Origin of the sequence: Oceaniferula spumae (genome assembly GCF_042849255.1) — a bacterium.
Taxonomy (GTDB): domain Bacteria; phylum Verrucomicrobiota; class Verrucomicrobiia; order Verrucomicrobiales; family Akkermansiaceae; genus Oceaniferula; species Oceaniferula spumae.
The window spans coordinates 3,591,922-3,609,544 of the sequence record NZ_AP026866.1; the positions used below are offsets into that span (position 1 = coordinate 3,591,922).

Annotated in this window: 18 protein-coding genes and 1 riboswitch; of the genes, 13 read left to right on the plus strand and 5 right to left on the minus strand. The window is 52.9% G+C overall.

Annotated elements, in window-relative coordinates:
- Nucleotides 1-9 precede the first annotated feature (9 nt).
- Nucleotides 10-1,923, minus strand: a complete 1,914-nt coding sequence (locus tag ACSPJT_RS15230; RefSeq protein WP_435893417.1) for a TonB-dependent receptor plug domain-containing protein — start codon at nucleotides 1,921-1,923, stop codon at nucleotides 10-12.
- Between the two features lie 30 nt (nucleotides 1,924-1,953).
- Nucleotides 1,954-2,117, minus strand: a riboswitch (cobalamin riboswitch).
- A gap of 120 nt (nucleotides 2,118-2,237) precedes the next feature.
- Between ACSPJT_RS15230 and ACSPJT_RS15235 the strand changes: the two genes are divergently transcribed.
- Both ACSPJT_RS15235 and ACSPJT_RS15240 read left to right on the plus strand, forming a co-directional pair.
- Complete coding sequence (locus ACSPJT_RS15235; RefSeq protein WP_435893418.1) at nucleotides 2,238-3,068, plus strand: hypothetical protein; 831 nt, start codon at nucleotides 2,238-2,240, stop codon at nucleotides 3,066-3,068.
- Nucleotides 3,069-3,134: 66 nt separating this feature from the next.
- Nucleotides 3,135-3,485 (plus strand): TraR/DksA family transcriptional regulator, encoded by a 351-nt coding sequence (locus tag ACSPJT_RS15240; protein WP_435893419.1) that lies wholly within the window; start codon nucleotides 3,135-3,137, stop codon nucleotides 3,483-3,485.
- 33 nt (nucleotides 3,486-3,518) lie between these two features.
- Here the strand turns inward: ACSPJT_RS15240 and ACSPJT_RS15245 are convergent, their stop codons facing one another.
- On the minus strand, nucleotides 3,519-4,241 hold the full coding sequence (locus tag ACSPJT_RS15245) for an outer membrane lipoprotein-sorting protein (RefSeq protein ID WP_435893420.1): 723 nt from the start codon (nucleotides 4,239-4,241) through the stop codon (nucleotides 3,519-3,521).
- Between the two features lie 189 nt (nucleotides 4,242-4,430).
- Between ACSPJT_RS15245 and ACSPJT_RS15250 the strand changes: the two genes are divergently transcribed.
- A complete protein-coding gene (locus tag ACSPJT_RS15250; RefSeq protein ID WP_435893421.1) occupies nucleotides 4,431-5,411 on the plus strand; it encodes a hypothetical protein in 981 nt (326 codons plus the stop codon).
- On the opposite strand, the gene ACSPJT_RS15255 is transcribed toward ACSPJT_RS15250, so the two are convergent.
- Both ACSPJT_RS15255 and ACSPJT_RS15260 read right to left on the minus strand, forming a co-directional pair.
- Nucleotides 5,408-7,009, minus strand: a complete 1,602-nt coding sequence (locus ACSPJT_RS15255) for a TIGR03790 family protein (protein ID WP_435893422.1) — start codon at nucleotides 7,007-7,009, stop codon at nucleotides 5,408-5,410. The genes ACSPJT_RS15250 and ACSPJT_RS15255 overlap by 4 nt on opposite strands.
- An 11-nt stretch (nucleotides 7,010-7,020) precedes the next feature.
- Nucleotides 7,021-7,812: an MBL fold metallo-hydrolase gene (locus tag ACSPJT_RS15260; RefSeq protein ID WP_435893423.1), complete on the minus strand. Its 792-nt coding sequence runs from the start codon at nucleotides 7,810-7,812 to the stop codon at nucleotides 7,021-7,023.
- A 54-nt stretch (nucleotides 7,813-7,866) separates the two neighbouring features.
- Between ACSPJT_RS15260 and recN the strand changes: the two genes are divergently transcribed.
- Nucleotides 7,867-9,516 (plus strand): DNA repair protein RecN, encoded by a 1,650-nt coding sequence (gene recN / locus ACSPJT_RS15265; RefSeq protein WP_435893424.1) that lies wholly within the window; start codon nucleotides 7,867-7,869, stop codon nucleotides 9,514-9,516.
- A gap of 23 nt (nucleotides 9,517-9,539) precedes the next feature.
- Here recN and ACSPJT_RS15270 read toward each other — a convergent pair whose 3' ends face one another.
- Nucleotides 9,540-10,637, minus strand: a complete 1,098-nt coding sequence (locus ACSPJT_RS15270; protein WP_435893425.1) for a hypothetical protein — start codon at nucleotides 10,635-10,637, stop codon at nucleotides 9,540-9,542.
- A gap of 195 nt (nucleotides 10,638-10,832) precedes the next feature.
- On the opposite strand from ACSPJT_RS15270, the gene ACSPJT_RS15275 reads away from it, so the two are divergent.
- From ACSPJT_RS15275 to ACSPJT_RS15315, 9 genes are all read left to right on the plus strand, one after another.
- Nucleotides 10,833-11,069 carry a ferredoxin gene (locus tag ACSPJT_RS15275; RefSeq protein ID WP_435893426.1) on the plus strand — a complete coding sequence of 79 codons (237 nt, stop codon included), beginning with the start codon at nucleotides 10,833-10,835 and terminating at the stop codon, nucleotides 11,067-11,069.
- Nucleotides 11,053-11,460 carry a DUF721 domain-containing protein gene (locus ACSPJT_RS15280; RefSeq protein WP_435893427.1) on the plus strand — a complete coding sequence of 136 codons (408 nt, stop codon included), beginning with the start codon at nucleotides 11,053-11,055 and terminating at the stop codon, nucleotides 11,458-11,460. Before ACSPJT_RS15275 ends, ACSPJT_RS15280 begins: the two co-directional genes overlap by 17 nt.
- 13 nt (nucleotides 11,461-11,473) lie before the next feature.
- The gene (locus tag ACSPJT_RS15285; protein ID WP_435893428.1) at nucleotides 11,474-12,139 is read left to right on the plus strand and encodes an HAD family hydrolase; all 666 of its coding nucleotides are present in this window, start codon (nucleotides 11,474-11,476) and stop codon (nucleotides 12,137-12,139) included.
- A 5-nt stretch (nucleotides 12,140-12,144) separates the two neighbouring features.
- Complete coding sequence (locus tag ACSPJT_RS15290; RefSeq protein WP_435893429.1) at nucleotides 12,145-12,534, plus strand: dihydroneopterin aldolase; 390 nt, start codon at nucleotides 12,145-12,147, stop codon at nucleotides 12,532-12,534.
- A 161-nt stretch (nucleotides 12,535-12,695) separates the two neighbouring features.
- Entirely contained in the window at nucleotides 12,696-13,307 is a 612-nt protein-coding gene (locus ACSPJT_RS15295; protein WP_435893430.1) for a sigma-70 family RNA polymerase sigma factor, read from the plus strand.
- 137 nt (nucleotides 13,308-13,444) lie between these two features.
- On the plus strand, nucleotides 13,445-13,852 hold the full coding sequence (locus ACSPJT_RS15300; RefSeq protein ID WP_435893431.1) for a hypothetical protein: 408 nt from the start codon (nucleotides 13,445-13,447) through the stop codon (nucleotides 13,850-13,852).
- Between the two features lie 147 nt (nucleotides 13,853-13,999).
- Nucleotides 14,000-14,884 (plus strand): PDZ domain-containing protein, encoded by an 885-nt coding sequence (locus ACSPJT_RS15305; RefSeq protein ID WP_435893432.1) that lies wholly within the window; start codon nucleotides 14,000-14,002, stop codon nucleotides 14,882-14,884.
- Between the two features lie 117 nt (nucleotides 14,885-15,001).
- Nucleotides 15,002-15,535 (plus strand): hypothetical protein, encoded by a 534-nt coding sequence (locus ACSPJT_RS15310; RefSeq protein WP_435893433.1) that lies wholly within the window; start codon nucleotides 15,002-15,004, stop codon nucleotides 15,533-15,535.
- Between the two features lie 86 nt (nucleotides 15,536-15,621).
- On the plus strand, nucleotides 15,622-17,604 hold the full coding sequence (locus ACSPJT_RS15315) for an ATP-dependent helicase (protein WP_435893434.1): 1,983 nt from the start codon (nucleotides 15,622-15,624) through the stop codon (nucleotides 17,602-17,604).
- Nucleotides 17,605-17,623 lie beyond the last annotated feature (19 nt).

Sequence of the window (17,623 nt, forward strand, 5' to 3'; positions counted from 1 at the left end):
CTGTGTGTTTTACCACACAAAAGTGACACCACCGAAGATGCCGCGTCCACGGCCAGGGTAAGTTTCCTGGAACAAGCCGCTGCCGAAATTGGCGAACTCGTAATCTTCATCGAAGAGATTCGATACTCTGGCGTTCAGGGTGATGCCCGGTTTGATTTCATAGTTGGCGTGCAGATTGACCAATGTGTAGGCCGCTACTTCATTGCCTCCCCAGCTACGGTCATCTAGGTAGTTGACACTGAATCCGGCTTCGAGATCGTCGGTTACATCCGCACTAACACGCAGTCCGGCTGAGTGCTCGGGCTGGTCTTGTAGAGATTCAGCCAACCAAGTGTAGGCGACGGACGTGCGCACGCGGCCGTCGAGCCACTTGGCATGTGCCTCAAGCTCGATTCCTTTGGTGACGGTGGTTCCGGGTGCGTTAAATGTGACAGTGGCGAAAGTGGGAGGAGGGCCGAAGGTGCTTGTGATCTGGTCCTCGATCCTGTTTTCAAAATACGTGGCACTGATCTGATACTGTCCCTCACAGAACTGCTGATCAATTCCTACGTCCCAGCCGATGGACTGTTCCGCTTTCAGATCAAAATTGGAAGCTCCTCCGAAGCCGTAGATGTCAATGAACGATGGCGGACGGAATCCTTTGCCCACGCTTGCGCGGAATTTGGTGCCGGTTTGTTTGATACGGTAGGCTGCCGCTGCACGCCATGTGACTTCATCTCCGTAGGTGTCATAGTCCTCCCAGCGAACACCGCCTGTTAGGGTGAGGGCGTCGGTGACATCCCAGCTATGATTGAGGTAAATACCATATTGATCTGATTCCCGATCGTCCTCGGTAAGTCCGAAAAAGAGACTTTGATACTCAAACTTGGTTTTTTCATAGACCAAACCGGCAGTCGTCGTATGACGATCATTCCAGTGCAGGGTGTTATCCCAGTAGGCGGCGTATTTTTGGCCTTCGGTGCGGTAGTAGTTAGAGGACCCGAAGGTGTCCGAGTCGTAAGTCTCGTCGTAGAGGCCGAGCGCGAGTTTGGATTTCCAAATGTCATTCACTTGCAGCTCAGCGAAGATGGTCGCGAGAAGGCTTTCGGTGTCATCATCAGCGGAGCGGGCGAAATTCGGGTCCGAGTAGCTGGGGCGACGGAACTCGGAATCGAATCCACGCAAGGTCAGTCCGATATCCAAAGAGTCGCTCACTTCATAGTCGAGTCGTAGTGTGTAGCTGAGCTGCTCGAAGTGATTGTTAGGAAGATCGTTATCGGTGGATTCATGTCCGATCCCAAGGTTATAGGACAGCCGGTCAATTTGACCATGTAGCCCGAGTGAACTTGTAAAACTGTCAAACGAGCCGGCTTCAAGTCGTAAGCTTCCGCCGGGTGTGCCAGTTCCTTTTTTTGAATAGATGCCTAACACCCCACCAATGGCATCACCTCCATAGAGTGCACTCTGCGGGCCACGCAGAATCTCGATCCGAGATAGTCCGCTGAGGTTGGAGCCTCCGAAGAAGTTGCCCGAGGTGATATTAGGTCCGGAAATCCGCATGCCATCCACGCGAATGTGGGCGTGTCCGGTAGTGGTGCCACGGAGTAACAACGACGAGGCTGAACCGCGCTGGCCGGAGATGGACTCGGAGACTACTCCGGGAACGAACTTCAGTGCTTCATCAAGGTGGAGAATGCCATCGCGCTCCAGTCCGGTGACATCGAGCACGGAGACGGCACTGCCGACTTTGGTCAATGAAGTCTCGGTGCGGTTGGCAATGATAGTGGTATCCGGAAGTTTGTTTTCCTCCGGATGGGCGCAGGCCATGCCAAAACTGGCGGCAGTGGCTGCGAGGGTAAGAATCCCGGTGTTACGCTGAATGTTAGACGTAAAACGGGCCGACGATGTGGCACTCCCAAGGAATGCAATTTTTGTATATTTCATGGTTCTGAGTGGTCCCTGTTTGACGCAGGAATTTTCTCGACCTCTCAGGCTGGTATTCTGGCTCACCGGATCTTGGTATGATCCTGGTTCACAGTGGCGTAACCGCTCCGGAATGTTTCGCATGAACGAAAGTCACCGGATTCCCCATCGATTTCCTGCCCGTGCTACGGGCTTCCCGAAAGGTGCCAACGGTAGAACCGCCGGCGAGCGGATCGTTATCATAGCTATGATGAGTGACAATCAAAATCGAACACCGGATTCAGGGCTCAGGCTTTCTGCTGGCCACTCATAATTTGATTGGGTATGCACACCCTATGTTTTCCAAACCCGTCCTCGTCGTGATGGCTTGCGGTCTTTGTTTAGTCACGGGCTGGTTAATTGGGCGCAGTTTTCCCGCTGCTCAAGAGTCCGTTGATGCGAGCGATGAAACGTCTTCCCAAGCTCGGAAGACGAACCGCCGTGCATCTCCCGCTTCACAGGATTCGTCGCGCTCGGCACGGCGATCAGCACGGGTGGATGGAACAAAACAAGAATCATTGGCCGCCCAATCGGGGTTAAGTAATCCAGATGCCACGGCTAGACTGGTAGTCGTTCCGCTCGGATTGTTAGATAGTATGAGCGAGACGGCAGGGTTCCGCTCGGGAGATGCCGATATTTTCGACAAAGACGGGAGGATCGAGGCGATTTTAGAAATATCGGAACAAGACAAGACTGTGATTCAAACTTCTTGGAAACAGGCATTGGAAAAAATTCGAAAGCTTGAAACGAACTCAGCCAAGACAGAAGATTTGCAGGATGGGTCGGTTAAAATCACGGTGAAACCAGCTGTCGATGCACTCGCTGTCATCGGCCAGGAATTTCAATCGGTCGTATCCGGCAGATTGGGTGAAAATAGGGCGGATGCCTTACTTTCTATCAAGCAGGTGGGACGAATGTTCACGCCCAAAGCCGAGGACAGAGTTTACACCATCAAAACTGAATCGATCGGGAATGGTCAGTGGCGATACAGCATCCGCTACTCGACAGGTGACGAAGCCAAGCAGTGGATCGGCACCAGTGTCCCACCTTCACTCAGGCACATTACCGATGCCGCTAAAATCAATCCGACCATGAGTGTTCCCCTTGCCGAGGATCCTGAGGAGTGATCAAGGTTCAGCCGTCATTTGACAAAGTTGGGAACCGTTCTATCAGTTATTATATCCGATAAAATCATGACCAATAACGAGCAGAACGAAATGAGGAAGACTCTGATACAGCAGCGCCAGAAGGTGCTGAACGATGTCAGCCGACATGGTGTGATGAGCGGTAGCACCGCAGGCGCTATCTCGGATGAGGCGGAACGTGCGGAAAAAATCGCCGACACCCTCGTGGAACTTCAACTCGGCTATAAAGAAAGCAAGCTGTTGGAAAAAATCGACCTCGCCATTGAACGCCTCGACGACGGAACCTACGGTATCTGCAAAGACTGTGGTGGCGACATCGGTTTAGCCAGACTACAGGCTAAACCCTACAGCTCCTTGTGCATCGATTGTCAGAGCGCCAAGGAGCAAAATAAGGCCTAAGACTCCTTCGCCTCCACAAGGCCGCCGATCTGCTTATCGCAGACCCTTTTTCACGGCCTTGGGTTTGTCGAATTCCATGTAGGTGATGCCGATGACTTTTTCGGTGCCAAGTTTGTAAGTTTCGACGTTCATTTTCTCGAGCGTCTGAACATCTCCTACTTTCATGGTATTGGTAACGTGGAAGCGTTTCAGCAGCTGGCCGGCGCGATTGTATCCAGCGACCTGCATCAGAGCTCCGTATTTCTGGTGCACCCAGATGTAGACGATGCCGTAGCTGCCGCCACGTCCGGGATTGACCAATCGAATCTTATGGCATTTCTGCGTTTTGATCGTTTCTTCGCCCTCGATTTTGGCATTGGGCCAGTAGAGGAATCTGAAGGCCAAGTCCTCGTAAGTGAGGTCCGTGCCCATGACCGCTTGGCTGAGTTTTGAATCAGGAAATTTTAAGGTTTTGCCATTTTTCAGTTCGAAGAGATCGAACTGGTCCTTTTTCAAGCGCATGTGGAATTTTTGCCACTGCTTGCCATCAAAGTACTGAAACTGAATGTTCTCGCCGCGGAGAAAAAGTGCGATCTGGGAGCGGGCTCCGTTTTTACGAAGGTGACCCGTTAAGTTGCTCTGCTGGAGCGTTGCCGAGAGTCGGACTCCTTCCAGAATCCGGTCGGCAGCTTCATCTGCGCGGGCGCTTGGGGTAAGACAGGTGGTAGCCGTGATCACGAGGGTGCTCAGGGCGAGGAATCGGAGACGTTTTGTCATGCTGGAAAAGTAACACTTCATACCCTATAGACGACAAGAATAAAATAGTTATTCACAAAATGATGAAATTAGGCGGTAATTTTAAAATCATGCTTGAGCGTAACGGTTTAAGTGCATTTCATGGCGGCAGATTTTTATCTCCAGTCTGTCTCCGCAGATTCCCCCTTACCGCTCCCTCCCCAACACACCATGAGCTTACGCAAGCAACTCACCGACGTTCTGCCTGAATATCTGCCCGCCAACCCGAAAGAGGCCATCAAGGGCACCGAGCTCATCCGCCTGATCCGCATGAAGCTGGAGGGGAATTATTCTGATGCTTCACTACGCTATCACTTTTCGATCATGTCCTGTGATCCGACCTCGCCGATTGCGAAGGTTGAAAAAGGGCAGGGATACTATCGGCGCACCGCTCCCATTCCGGCGCTGTCCAGTGCCCAAGAAATCTACTCACACTATCAAGGACGCTTGGATGATATTCATGGCGATCAGGTCGAGGTAGATCACGCGATGATGCGTATCCGAAAGTTCCGTGCCATCGTTAACAAGTGGTGCGATGTCAACGGACGCTTTCCCTTCGCCTTCCGCGAACCTTTCGCCGCGGATGCACCGATCGGTAACCTCTGGAAGTTTCCAGAGATGCTGTTAGTCGATTGGGAAAGTGGAGAAGACGATGAGCAAGCACGTCCGCTGTTGAAATTGAAATCCCAGCTCGGACTTCCACCATTCCGTCTGCATGCAGCTCGTCTCCGCATCTTGCCGGCTCACCACACGTTCCGTGAGGATTTTTTCCAAACGCTCAGTGCCTCAGTGTGGGCGCAAGGGGGCGAGTTGATTTACGCAGCACCGATTGAAGATGAAGCTCTCTCTGATGCCATCCGTCGTCTCAGCACGATCTTTGGCATTGGCGTGACCACCTTTGGTCTGACCGCAGAAATCCTCGATGACCTTCCGCGTCCAGCGAACATTCTCAATGCTCATCCACGTGAGACCGAGGCTTTGATGGAGCGACTGGATGTCACGCGTGTATCGTCCCCTAAGTCCAGGCCACACATCGACTGGACTGCGCTCGAGGCGATCCGTGGCGACAGCGAAGAAGTGGACAAGCTACTCACCTGGCTTTCGGAGAGTGCAGAATCTGGTCACATTCTCCCCTATGAGGAGAAGTCCTAGGCACCTTTCTTAGCTTTTTTTGGCGCCGCAGGTGTTTTCTCCGGCTGCTTCTTGGCAGGTGGCGGTGGTGGTGGATCGAGGATGTTGAGTAGTCCTACGACAGATTTGGTTTCAGGTATGTTAGGAAATAACTCACGCGCTTTTCGCAAGGTGGCGATGGCCTGAGCTTTCTGACCGGCTTGACGCTGGAGATCGGCGGTGTAGATCCATTGCCGTAAGCGATCGGCTTCCTTGAGGTGTTTTTTACTAGCCGTCTGGAAAAAGGCGGTAGCGACACTGTCTTGGTTGCGAACGCGATACCAGAGGCCGAGATATTCGTAGAAGCGCGCGTTGCCTTTGGCGGCGGCAGCGGTGCGGAGTTTTTTGACCATGGTTTCTGGTTCTTTGCCCCAGCGCTGGTTGGCCACGCGGATCGCACGGAAGTCGCGGTCGTCAGGTTCTACCTCCCCGCCGCCCTCGAGATGGAGAAACGGACGGTAAAGCGGATCGCCCAACACCACATTTTGCCAGGATAAATAGGGCAATGACATATAAGAAGCCTCTACGAGCGAGTAGCCCTTGATGAGACGGGAATGCAGAATGTCAAAGTAGTGAGTTAGTTGGAGGTAGGGCTCGTAAACATTGCCTACCGTGCCGGCGGCGCCATGGGCGAGGATGGGACCGGTCCAGTGGCTCTTCGCGTCTCGGAGTTTCGAGGCACTGAACGAGTGCAGGTGCACGGCGATTGCTCCACGGCGGAATTGAAAAGCGGGATTTAGAAGAGGGCCGTTTTTATGGCCGGTGTACCACCCGAAATAGAGAGCGGCGTCATTCATCGGGTAGTTGGTGGTGAATGTTTGTTTGTTAGAATCCATCGCTGTCGGGATTCCAATTTCATCGTTGAGTCGCGCGATGTTATCGAGCCATTCATCACCGATGGCAAAACCTCCACCTTTGAGGGATTTGTCGAGATAGCACATACCCCAGAGACCTTGCCTTTCGGTGAGGATGGCATCATCGATCATGCGCTTACAGGTGTCGTAATCCGGTCCGTCGATTCTGCCGACTAACACAATGTAGGGTAGTTTGGCATCGGCGATACCGGTCTCTTTTTTGAAGTAAGGGTTGTTAATCGGTCCGGCGATCGGGAGTCTCGAAACGCCAAACATCGACAACTCCGAGTCCACACAGGCTTCGGTGACATTAGCGAACTGAGCGGGTAACTTCTGAGCCGGCGGCTGAGGCACCGGGCTACGTTTGATTTTGAAAGGCACGCCGCGCATACAGACCATGGTGGTGATCTTGCTGGCCACGGGTAGCGTAACACCCTGTTGATTGGCTCCCATTTTCCAGAAGCCCCTCAGCACCATGAGTTTGGTGAGCGGCATGCGGATCGTATCGTCATATTCCTCTCGAGTGATCTCGTCTTTGGTGGAGAGTTCGAGTCCCACCATATTGTCAGCCGGTATGCCACGCATCTTGGCGTAGTAATCAGCGAGGGTCTTTGATTCGGGGATCGCGCTGTTATAAAGCACGATAACACTTTCCGGCGAAATGGGAGCGGCAAGGACGCGCACCATGGCAAGAAGGCTAACAATAAGGGTGAGAATAATTTTCATGATATAGGTTGTTAGGTCGTAACTGGGAAATCGAGTTTAAGACCGTCATGGGCGAAGCTGATGTGAGAGGGAAGCTCGACGGAAGCGATATCGAGTTCGTGGGAAATATGGGTGAGATAAACTCTTTCAGCAGCAAGATTTTGTGCAGCTGTCAGAGCTTCATCCAAGTTCATGTGGGTAGGATGCTCCCGCCGGTGCAGACAGTCCAGAATCAACACCGGAATATTAGCTAACAATTCCATACTGTCATCCGGAATGATTTTGACATCCGGCAAGTAGGCAATGCTCGGGCTGCCGGGTAAATCGAATCGATACCCCTGCGTTTCTACCGAACCATGGATCACGGGGATCGGAGTGATGGTGAGCTTTCCTAAATTGAATGGTCCGGAAGTCTCCACAGGTGCAGGTTTGATATAGCCCCGATAAGTATTGGTGGGAAGAAAGGCCCAGCTGAACATCCGCTTGATTTCATCGAGACACGCGGCAGAGCCATAGAGCGGCAGTAGTTCATCGCGATGCCAGCAAAAGGCCCGCAGTTCATCAAAACCGGTGATGTGGTCGAGGTGGGCGTGGGTATAGAGCACGGCGTCCACCCGACTCAGACCCTCGCGCAACGCTTGCTCGCGGAGGTCGGGGCCACTGTCGACCAAAATGGAAATTTCTTCCGTTTGCAAATGGATGGACGAGCGGGTGCGGGTCAGTAGGGGGTCACCGGATGTGCAGATGGGGCAGGGGCAGCCGATCACCGGGACGCCGGTCGAGGTGCTGGTTCCGAGGAAGGTGAGTGAAATTTCAGGTTTCAACTTGGCCAAAGCTTTGCATACTTACGCCCGACTCGAAAGAGCATAAAACATCGCATGCTAAGCTTACTGAAAATTAACAATCTGGCCCTGGTCGATCAACTTGTCTGGCAGTTGGACACAGGCCTCGTAGGGGTGACCGGAGAAACTGGCGCAGGGAAATCTGTCATCGTAGGAGCCCTGAAACTGGTTCTGGGTGAGCGCGCAGAAAAATCACTGATCCGCACTGGCGAGGAGACTTGCACCGTGGAGGCGGTCTTCGATCTGGCCGACGCTCCGGTGGTCAACAGCATCTTGGAAGACAGCGGGCTGGATGCCTGCGATGATGGCCAATTGATCGTCAAGCGCGTCATCGGTCTGACTTCTAACAAACAATTCATCAATAACTCTCCGGCGACATTGGCAGTGCTGAAAAGCCTGGGAGCCTATTTAGTGGATCTGCATGGCCCGCATGATCACCAAGGCTTGCTTTCTACCGAGCGTCAGTTGTCTATGTTAGATGCCTACGCCGGAGCCACAGAGCTAGGCAGGGATTTTCGCAAAGCGTGGAGGCATTGGCGTTCAGCCAGCGATTCCCTGCATAACTTTCAGACGGCTGGCGTTGAAGGGGAGCGTGAGCTGGAATTGCTGCGACACCAGCTGCACGAAATCGATGCCGCCAAACCGAATCCAGATGAGGAGGAGGAACTTGAAACCCACTACCAACGAGCTTCTAACAGCTCACGACTCGTTGAGCTGGCCACCGGAGCTACTAATCTGCTTTCCGCAGGTGAAGACACATTGATGGACCGCTTCGGTCAGTTGCAGAAGCTCTGCAGAGATCTGGAAAAACTGGATCCGGGGTTGCGTGAAACACTGGAAGGTGTGGATCGTGCCGTGATGGAACTTCAAGAAATCGACAGTGGATTGATCGATTATCTCGACGACCTCAGCACTGACCCGGCTGAGCTTGCTGCGCTGGAGGAACGCATCAACACGCTGGAAACACTGAAGCGGAAATATGGCCCGGGCCTTGATGATGTGCTGGTTCACCGGAATGAGATAGCGGATCGACTCGACTCGGTGGAAAACCGCGCCGAGCGATTGCAGGAGTTGGAAAATGAAGTAGCCGCCGCACGAAAGTTAGCCGATGCGGCGGGCTCGAAACTCAGCGAGAAACGTCGAAAAGCAGCGCCGAAACTCGCGAAGGAAATCGCCCGACATCTGAAAGAGCTTGGTTTTAAGCAAGCAGCATTTGAAGTCAGACTGCTGCCGCACAGAGAGCCCGAAGCAGGTGGATTGGAAGGTGTAGAGTTTGAATTCGGGCCCAACCCAGGTGAGCCGATGAAACCTCTGCGCCAGATCGCCTCTAGTGGTGAAATTTCCCGAGTCATGCTTTCCGTGAAAAGCGCATTGGCGGATCAGGATGCCACGCCATTGATGGTCTTTGATGAGATCGATGCCAACGTTGGCGGCGAAATCGCCCGGGCTGTCGGAGAAAAAATGGCCCGTCTAGGCGAGCGACATCAAGTGGTGGCGATCACCCACTTCCCACAAGTCGCGGCCGTGGCGGCGCATCACTTTGTGGTTAGCAAAGAAGTGCGCGATGGTAGAACATGCTCTCAACTGGTCCAAGTACAAGACGAGGACAGAATCGTCGAGCTGGTGAGGATGTTAGGCGGAGGCGGCAAACAAGCCAGAGCGATGGCCGAAAGCCTGCTGGTCTGATCCTGTTAGGCTAACGTGTTAGCCTATCTCCTGACGGGTTCAATGACGGTATCGATGATTTCACTGAAGTCATCACCCGAGGCATTTGCGCTGTCTGCTTCCAGCACGCGGATGCGCCATGCCAAAGTGTGATCTAACACATAAGCACTGAAGTCGCCCTCCTGATGAAATCCATCCGTGGCGAGAACTTCAATGGTTTTCTTGCCGTTGCTGAATTTCCCGTCCGAGAACGAGATCGTGACGGTGTCGCCAGCCGTGTTTTTTTCAGCGTTGAGGAAATAAATACGGAGAGCTCCGGAGCCATTGCTATCGTCGTCCAGCGTGATGCTCGCTCCAGGTATCACCTTGGCCCCGAGCTTGATGCCTTGGGCGTCCTCGGGCGATTGCCAGAAGGTGTGAAAATCACTGACAGTGGTGTGTTTTCCTTTGACGGGGAAATTAAGAGTCGTCTCAGGTTTTCCGAGATTGTTGCGCTCGTGAAGGAACATATATCCCCAGATGGCGAGGCCAAGAAATACCACGACAAAGGCGGACAGTGAGATTTTTTCGATCGAGCTCAGCGACGGTTTTTTAAACTCGGCGGCAGCACTTTCTGCGGGGATTGGCTGTGTGGGTTCTTCGGCTGGCTCCGTGATAGGCGCAATGTCCTCAGACTCAGCGACAACATCTATATCAGTATCTTCTGGTTCGGTTTCCTCCGGTTCGTCAGCGATGTCCTCGAACTCATCCTCGATTTCAGGTTCATCCTCAATGTCTTCAAAAAGGTCAGCCGTCTCGGTGGGCTCGTCGTCGGATTCAAGTTCGTCATCCTCCAGCACCTCTTCTTCGTCTTCGATGCTGTCCTCGGGCTCTTCCTCTATGTCTTCCGAGTCTGAACTGGTTTCCTCCGGCTCCTCTTCAGCGGTCACATCGTCCTCCTCAGCGATATCAGCTTCATCGAGAGGTTCTTCCTCGAGTGGAGCTTCATCGTCAGCCTCTTCTTCGGGAGCCTCAGTCCCTGCGGCAGCTGGCTCTTCGTCCTCTTCATCCCAGCTGTCTTCGAGGTCCCAGAGGTCTTCTTCCTCCAGTTGGTTACTGAGATCGCGCGCCTTGCGGGCTGCCTTGTTTTGATTGTCGTCCATGTTGCTGACTGCTTTTCGAAGGGTGGATACAGACGGAATTATCTGCAAGGTGATTCTTTGGCCAGCAGAATAGTGATGAGGGAATTCTAGCCTGGTGAAGGCCATGTCAACCATTGCTGAGGATTTCAGACTTGCTTACATCGCAGTCTTGGGCGAAGGAACAGCAGCAAAACGCATTTCAACTCCACCCATACCATGGCCGATAAAGAAGATAAAAATCCCGAAAACGTAAACGGCACTTTCTACGTCGATAGTCAGTGTATTGATTGTGACCTGTGCCGCGAAACGGCTCCAAACAACTTCACCCGTGAAGAGGACGAGGGTTATTCCTTTGTCTACAAGCAGCCAGAAAACGACGAGGAGCGCGAGCAATGCGTCGAAGCGATGGACGGCTGCCCGGTGGAGGCCATTGGCGATGATGGGGGAGAATAAGCCCAGATCAAGAAAAGGAAGGCCCCGGAACAAGGGGTCCGACCGCATCCGCGCCAAACTCCTCACCGAGTGGCGCGGGGGGATTGATCCTCCCAATCCAGCCCGGAATATTCATCAGCCGGACGAGTTTCTGGATGATTTGCTCAAAATCGTCGGCCTGTCCGATGGTGTTGACGAGGAAAGGCTCAAGGAAGCCTGGGGCACCGTCGCTGGCGAGTTTGTTTCCAAGCACACCGTGCCGGAATCGATCCGCGATGGCGTTCTGGTCCTACGCGTGGTTCAGCCCGCGATGAAATTCCACCTTCAGCAGATGAGTTCTCAGTTACTGCAGAATTTGCACCGGGAGCTCGGTAAGGACACGGTGAAAAAGATCGTTTTTAAAATCGGCTAACACACATCAGACGATGAAGGATAAAATCCATCACTACGAGAACTGGATCTTCGATTGGTCAGGCACCTTGGTCGATGACCTGGCGATGGTCTTGGATGCTACGAATCATGTCTTGGAGGTCTACGGCAAGCCCTCAATGACGCGCGATGACTTCAAGCAGCAGTTCCGACTCCCCTACATCGGATTTTACGAGGAGATCCTACCGAATGTTCCGCTGCCAGAGTTAGAGGATCATTTTCGCACTGGATTTGCCAATTCTGCAGCCGCCGGAGTGATATCGCCGATGCTGCCCTATGCCTTTGAATTTCTCGAATTCCTTCACAAGCGCAATGTGCGCATGTTTATTTTGAGTTCCATGGATGCGCAGGCTTTTGACAGTCACGCTGTCGAATTGGGCGTGGATCATTTTTTTGAAGCAACCTACGCGGGAGTGCTCGATAAACGCGAGCGGATCCACTTGATGTTGGAAAGCCATCAGCTGGAAGCAGACAAAACCGTGTTCCTCGGTGATATGACTCATGACATCGAAACCGCGCGTCATGGTGGCGTCGGCTCCATTGCACTGCTAACAGGTTATCAGAATGAGCAACAACTCCTTAGCGTAGATCCGGATTATCTTGCTCGCGACTTAGCCGAGCTACGCTCGATGTTAGAAACCCCGCCAACCCTCATCCAGTAATATTCATGCAATCGGAGAATTCCAACGATCAGATTTTCATACGCGGTCTCGTAGTGACCAGCTACATCGGTGTGCCGGACGAAGAGCGAGCCAACAGTCAGGACCTTCTTGTGACCGCCATCATGGCCCCGAAGCCTGAGCTGAGGGCTGAGCCACTCGATGATGATATCAGTCGCACCATCGACTATCATGCAGTGGCAGTCAGAATTGAGGAGATCGCAGCCGAGCGCCCGCGTAAGCTCATAGAAACTCTCGCCGAAGACATCGCCGCCGCCGTTTTGGCCGAGTTTGAAGTCGCCTCCATCACCGTGGAGATTGAGAAGTTCATCATGCCCAACACCCGCTGTGTAGGCGTGATCACCACCCGATTTGCCGGCAAAGGGCAGGGAAATTGAACATTTCCCCATCTGGTGTGTCTCCTTCTGATATCCGCTTTGCCCTGAGCGTTTCGTCGTCGTGATCACGTAAGTGGCTTTGACACACCTTGCTTCATCATCCATGGTGAAGTCGCCTTCAAGTCTTCCATTCATTCCCCTTACCCTGATTTCGCCGACACATGGCCAGAGAGAAAAAATCCATCGACCCCGACGCCGACCTGGTCAGTCGTGCCCAAGACGGTGACACCCGCGCTTTTGACGAGCTGGTGATGAAATACAGCCGTAAACTCTACGGATTGGTCTATCACATGACCTCGAACAAAGAGGATACCCACGACTTGTTGCAGGATATTTTCGCCAAGGCCTACCGCTCACTCCGTCGTTTTCGTGGGAATTCCACCTTTTACACCTGGATTTACTCGATTTCGGTCAATATGACCCTGAATTACCTCAAGAAACGCAAAAGAAGGGCTGGATACAGCTTTGATGACGTCGATTCTGGTATTCAGAACGATCCGGCATTTATCGACCAAGGCCATCAGGCAAATCCCCGCAGGCAGTCAAATATCCACGAACTTCAAAAAAAATTGAACGAAGCCATGGCAGCACTGTCTGATGATCATAGATCGGTGGTCACCATGTTTGATATTCAAGGCATGCCACACGCCGAAATCAGCGCAATTCTAGGGGTTTCGGAAGGAACCGTAAGATCGCGACTCTACTACGCTCACAAACAACTCCAAGGACATCTCCAAGAATTCACCGGTCGCACCCACTCTCCGGACCAATAATCAGCCAATCGAAACCGACGCTTTATTATCTTGATTTCTTAACAAATCTTTTTAAAATACCCGCCAAATCCTTCGTTTTCCCCGAGCGATCCCAAATTTCCCCCAAAACCCCACTCCCCACCAACCACCTCAATTTTATGCAAAACGAAAATTTCAAATCTGAAAATTTCAAGGAAGTTCAGGACCTGATCGCACTGAAGCGATATGAGCAGCCTGACGATGCTTACTTTGAGGAGTTTCTCGATGAGTTCCATCGCCGTCAACGCCAGGAGCTTCTTCAGCGTTCTTCGCGCAGTCTCTTTTTCGAACGCGTCGGCACTTGGTTCTCTGGTGCTAACAAGATGCGTCTGCTCTACGGTGGTGGCCTTGCTTACGCGGCGTTCATGTTGGCCTTTGTGCTCTGGCCCAAACAAAATGATCCAGCCCAGCTTCCCACAGCTCCAGTGGAACACCTGACTCCACTTGGTCAGCCTGTGCCCGATGAGGAAGGCAAAGACATGCTGGCTCCGGACAAGGACAAGACACCTCACCGCGAGGCCTACTAGTCTGACTTGGGTTGCCTAACTCTGGGCTCATCAGATCGTGCCCAGCTGCTGAAATGGCTGGGGCCATCACAGTTCAAGTGCGCGACATTTACCTTGCCCCAACGTGCTCTCATGGCAAAGATACAGACCATGATTTCAATCAGTTCTATGAAAAGACTCTCTCTTCTAACAATCGGAATTTTAGGTGCTTCCTTCTCATTTTCGCAGGTATTTGCTCAAACCATCGATTTTGGTGCGCTGAAATCGAAAGGAGGTAAGAAATCAACATCCTCTTGTGTGCTCCTAGACGATAAGGGCACTGTCGCGACCGTCGTTGAGCTTGGCTCTGACGTCAACAACGCCACTCTCACTATCGGTGATAAAAAAGTTCCACTTACTTTCGTGGTGAATGACGCAGATAGCCGGGTAGCTATCTATCAGCTGCCCGCCGACTCCGTATCAGCCATGGGGAAAGTCGCAGAGGCTGGAGTGTCGTCCACCCTCACTCCTTCACAGGCCGTTTACACCTCAGCAATGGATCGCGAAAATGTCGCCCGTGTTGTTAGCCGGGTAAATCGTTTCCAAGGCAAGGTGCTGCCGCTGGCCGTCTTGAGACTCAATCACGGAAAAGCCGTACCTCAGCCAGGTAGTGGCATTTATGATGCTGATGGGAAACTCGTCGGTCTGGTTCGCCAAGCCGTTTTCAATGCTCCCGAGAGCAGCTACTGCCTTCCTGTGGAAGTGGTGAGCCGCATTCGCAAGGATAAGGAGCGCAACGGACGGGTAAGTCGCTGCTGGATTGGCATCATCATGGACGAGCTGGTTGCCGCGCCCATTGTTGAAAGCGTGCGACCCGGATCTCCCGCCAAAAAAGCAGGCTTGGAAAATGGCGACGTCATTCTCAGCATCGGTGATACCAAGGTGCGTGAATACGCTCAAGTGGTGGATGCCTTCTACTACCTCATTGCAGGAGTGCCGCAGAAATTTAGCGTTCTCCGTGGCACTGAACTCAAGGAATTCGAAGTCACCCCCGAAGTCAGCCCGGGTCGATAAAAGGCCAGCTCACTGATCGCAAATAACAATTTTAAAACACCGGCACCTCTCTTATTGAGTCGTGCCGGTTTTTTGCGCTTTGATTCTCTCATGGTCGGTGCTTCGTTGTTCTCAACTATGAAATATCAAGTCAGTCTGATCATTGCCGCCCTGTTTGTGGCATTGCCTTCGTGCCAGAAACAAGATCAAGCGCCTGCAGCACAAAAAGAAGACCATCGTGAGCAAATCAAACAATTGGAAACCGAGCTAGCTAAGGCTCAATCCCAGCTGAAAAAGCTGGAAGCCAAAAACGAGGAGCTCACCAAGCGGATCATCGAAAAAGAAGCCGAGGCTTCTACGCTGACGAAGGTGATGCAGATCGGAGCTAAGAAATACGCGCAGGGTGCGGATCGGGCTGGGTGCATTCTCAACATTCGGAATCTACATCAGGCAGTTCGTGCTCATCAGAATCTGCATGGATTCAACATTGGTGATAAAATCACTTGGTCGGACATCATCGGTCCAGAGGCCTACATCGAGAAAATGCCGGTATGCCCCATGGGAGGGGATTACGTGCTGGGCACCACTTTTCCTCAGATTGGCAAGGCGGTGGCTCATTGCCCCCACGAGAAGGAGCACAAACACGCTCCGGACTCTACAGACGGCTGGTAAGGCAGCGGAGTAGAGGAGCGATTTTGATTTCCACGATATTTGGAATTTGAAACTTACGCGTAAGCGACTACATCTCCGTCGCACCCATGTCATTTGATCTATCCAGTCTGAACCCCGCGCAAGGCGAAGCCGTAAACGCCCTCGATGGCCCAGTTCTCATCCTGGCTGGTGCCGGCACGGGGAAAACGCGCACCGTCACGTGCCGAATTTCCCACATGGTCGATAGAGGGATTCCGGCCGATCAAATTCTCGCCGTCACCTTCACCAACAAAGCAGCCAGCGAAATGCGCGAGCGCGTCTGCCAGATGGTCAGCAAGAAAGCCGGCAATGAGCTGACCGTTTGTACCTTTCACTCTCTCTGCGTGCGTATCCTCCGGACCGGAATTGACCGATTGGGGTATAAGCAGAACTTCACCATCTACACCGGCAACGACCAGACCGGGTTGATCAAGCAGATCATTGTTAGAAAAGGCGGTGCTCAGGAGAAGATTGAGCCCGGCTTGGTCATCTCGATGATTTCCAAAGCCAAAAATGCAGGCATCCCGTTCTCAGAAATGGACGATCCCTTCATTGCCGAAATCGCCCAAGCCTATGCCAACGAACTCCGTGCGCAGAACGCCGTCGATTTCGATGACCTCCTGCTACTTGCCGAGCAACTCCTGCGCGAGTTCCCTGACGTGCGCGACATCTGCCGCAAACGCTGGACACGCATCACCGTGGATGAATTTCAGGATACTAACAGTCTGCAAATGCGACTCCTGCAGCAGCTGGTCGGTGAGCCCTATCACGTCTGCGTGGTAGGCGACGATGACCAGAGTATCTACGGCTGGCGTGGTGCCGAAGTGGCGAACATCCTCCAGTTTGAAAAGTTCTTCCCGAACCCCAAGGTCATCCGTCTGGAGTTTAATTACCGCAGCTCGGACTCGATCATTCATACCGCGAACTCACTGATCGTGCACAATGTCGGTCGGAGAGAAAAGCAGCTCCGCTCGGTGAAACCAGGCGGTGAGGACGTTCGCATTATTTCCATGCCCGGCGATGAGGAAGAGGCTGAGTTCATTGCAAACGAAATCACAGATCTTCACCGGGTAGAAAAAATTCCCCTCGAAGACATCGCCATTTTATTCCGAACGAATTCTCAGTGCCGTCACTTGGAAACGGGCTTGCGTGAACAAGAAATACCCTACCGCATGATCGGGGCGCAGAGTTTTTATGATAAGCGCGAAGTGCGTGATATTCTCGCCTACCTCCAAGTGCTCGCCAACCCGAGCGCTGATGTGCCATTGCTGCGGATTATGAACTCTCCGCCTCGGGGCATTGGGCAGGCGGCGGCGATTATTCTAACCGATAATTCCCGTCTGCGAGGTGGCAGCGTCTGGGAGTCCATGGGCGTGCCACCACAAGATCTTTCCTCCCGCGCGAGCAACGCCATCACAGAGTTCACCACCCTCATCATGAAATACCGCGAGCGTATGACCAGCGGCGTGGAAAACATGGGCGATGTGCTGTTAGCTCTGATGGAGGAGACCGGCTACATCGAATGGGTTAAGCGCAACTCCAAGAACGAGAAAGAAATGGACATGCGCCGCAACAGTATCGATGACGTAGTCCAGCAGCTCAAGGACGCCTCTAAAAAAGGCAAAACCCTGCAGAAGTTCCTCGATCAATCCGCCCTCGCTCGCGACCGCGAGGACGATAACGACATCGAAAAACAAAAAGGTGTCACCCTCATCACACTGCACGCGTCCAAGGGCTTGGAATACCCCATCGTCTATCTCGTCGGTTTGGAGGAAGGCATCCTGCCGCACAAGCGTAGTATCGAAGAGGGCACCACGGATGAAGAGCGCCGCTTGCTATACGTGGGGATCACCCGTGCACAAGACCGCTGCACACTCACATGGTGTTCCGTTCGCACGAAGTGGGGCCAGGAGCACGCCGGCGAGGCCAGCAAGTTCCTCATGGAGCTCGATGATAAATATGTTCAGCACATGGACTACGATGACATCATGGGAGAAGAAGCCTCAGAAGAGGATCTGGCCAATTTCTTCGCCGACATGCGCGGTGAGTGATTGAGTCTGATACACTGAA

Bases quoted from the DNA above. Each gene is read 5' to 3' on its own strand.
- ACSPJT_RS15230 (WP_435893417.1), bottom strand. From the start codon at position 1,923: ATGAAATATACAAAAATTGCATTCCTTGGGAGTGCCACATCGTCGGCC.
- ACSPJT_RS15235 (WP_435893418.1), top strand. From the start codon at position 2,238: ATGTTTTCCAAACCCGTCCTCGTCGTGATGGCTTGCGGTCTTTGTTTA.
- ACSPJT_RS15240 (WP_435893419.1), top strand. From the start codon at position 3,135: ATGACCAATAACGAGCAGAACGAAATGAGGAAGACTCTGATACAGCAG.
- ACSPJT_RS15245 (WP_435893420.1), bottom strand. From the start codon at position 4,241: ATGACAAAACGTCTCCGATTCCTCGCCCTGAGCACCCTCGTGATCACG.
- ACSPJT_RS15250 (WP_435893421.1), top strand. From the start codon at position 4,431: ATGAGCTTACGCAAGCAACTCACCGACGTTCTGCCTGAATATCTGCCC.
- ACSPJT_RS15255 (WP_435893422.1), bottom strand. From the start codon at position 7,009: ATGAAAATTATTCTCACCCTTATTGTTAGCCTTCTTGCCATGGTGCGC.
- recN (WP_435893424.1), top strand. From the start codon at position 7,867: ATGCTAAGCTTACTGAAAATTAACAATCTGGCCCTGGTCGATCAACTT.
- ACSPJT_RS15270 (WP_435893425.1), bottom strand. From the start codon at position 10,637: ATGGACGACAATCAAAACAAGGCAGCCCGCAAGGCGCGCGATCTCAGT.
- ACSPJT_RS15275 (WP_435893426.1), top strand. From the start codon at position 10,833: ATGGCCGATAAAGAAGATAAAAATCCCGAAAACGTAAACGGCACTTTC.
- ACSPJT_RS15280 (WP_435893427.1), top strand. From the start codon at position 11,053: ATGATGGGGGAGAATAAGCCCAGATCAAGAAAAGGAAGGCCCCGGAAC.
- ACSPJT_RS15285 (WP_435893428.1), top strand. From the start codon at position 11,474: ATGAAGGATAAAATCCATCACTACGAGAACTGGATCTTCGATTGGTCA.
- ACSPJT_RS15290 (WP_435893429.1), top strand. From the start codon at position 12,145: ATGCAATCGGAGAATTCCAACGATCAGATTTTCATACGCGGTCTCGTA.
- ACSPJT_RS15295 (WP_435893430.1), top strand. From the start codon at position 12,696: ATGGCCAGAGAGAAAAAATCCATCGACCCCGACGCCGACCTGGTCAGT.
- ACSPJT_RS15300 (WP_435893431.1), top strand. From the start codon at position 13,445: ATGCAAAACGAAAATTTCAAATCTGAAAATTTCAAGGAAGTTCAGGAC.
- ACSPJT_RS15305 (WP_435893432.1), top strand. From the start codon at position 14,000: ATGAAAAGACTCTCTCTTCTAACAATCGGAATTTTAGGTGCTTCCTTC.
- ACSPJT_RS15310 (WP_435893433.1), top strand. From the start codon at position 15,002: ATGAAATATCAAGTCAGTCTGATCATTGCCGCCCTGTTTGTGGCATTG.
- ACSPJT_RS15315 (WP_435893434.1), top strand. From the start codon at position 15,622: ATGTCATTTGATCTATCCAGTCTGAACCCCGCGCAAGGCGAAGCCGTA.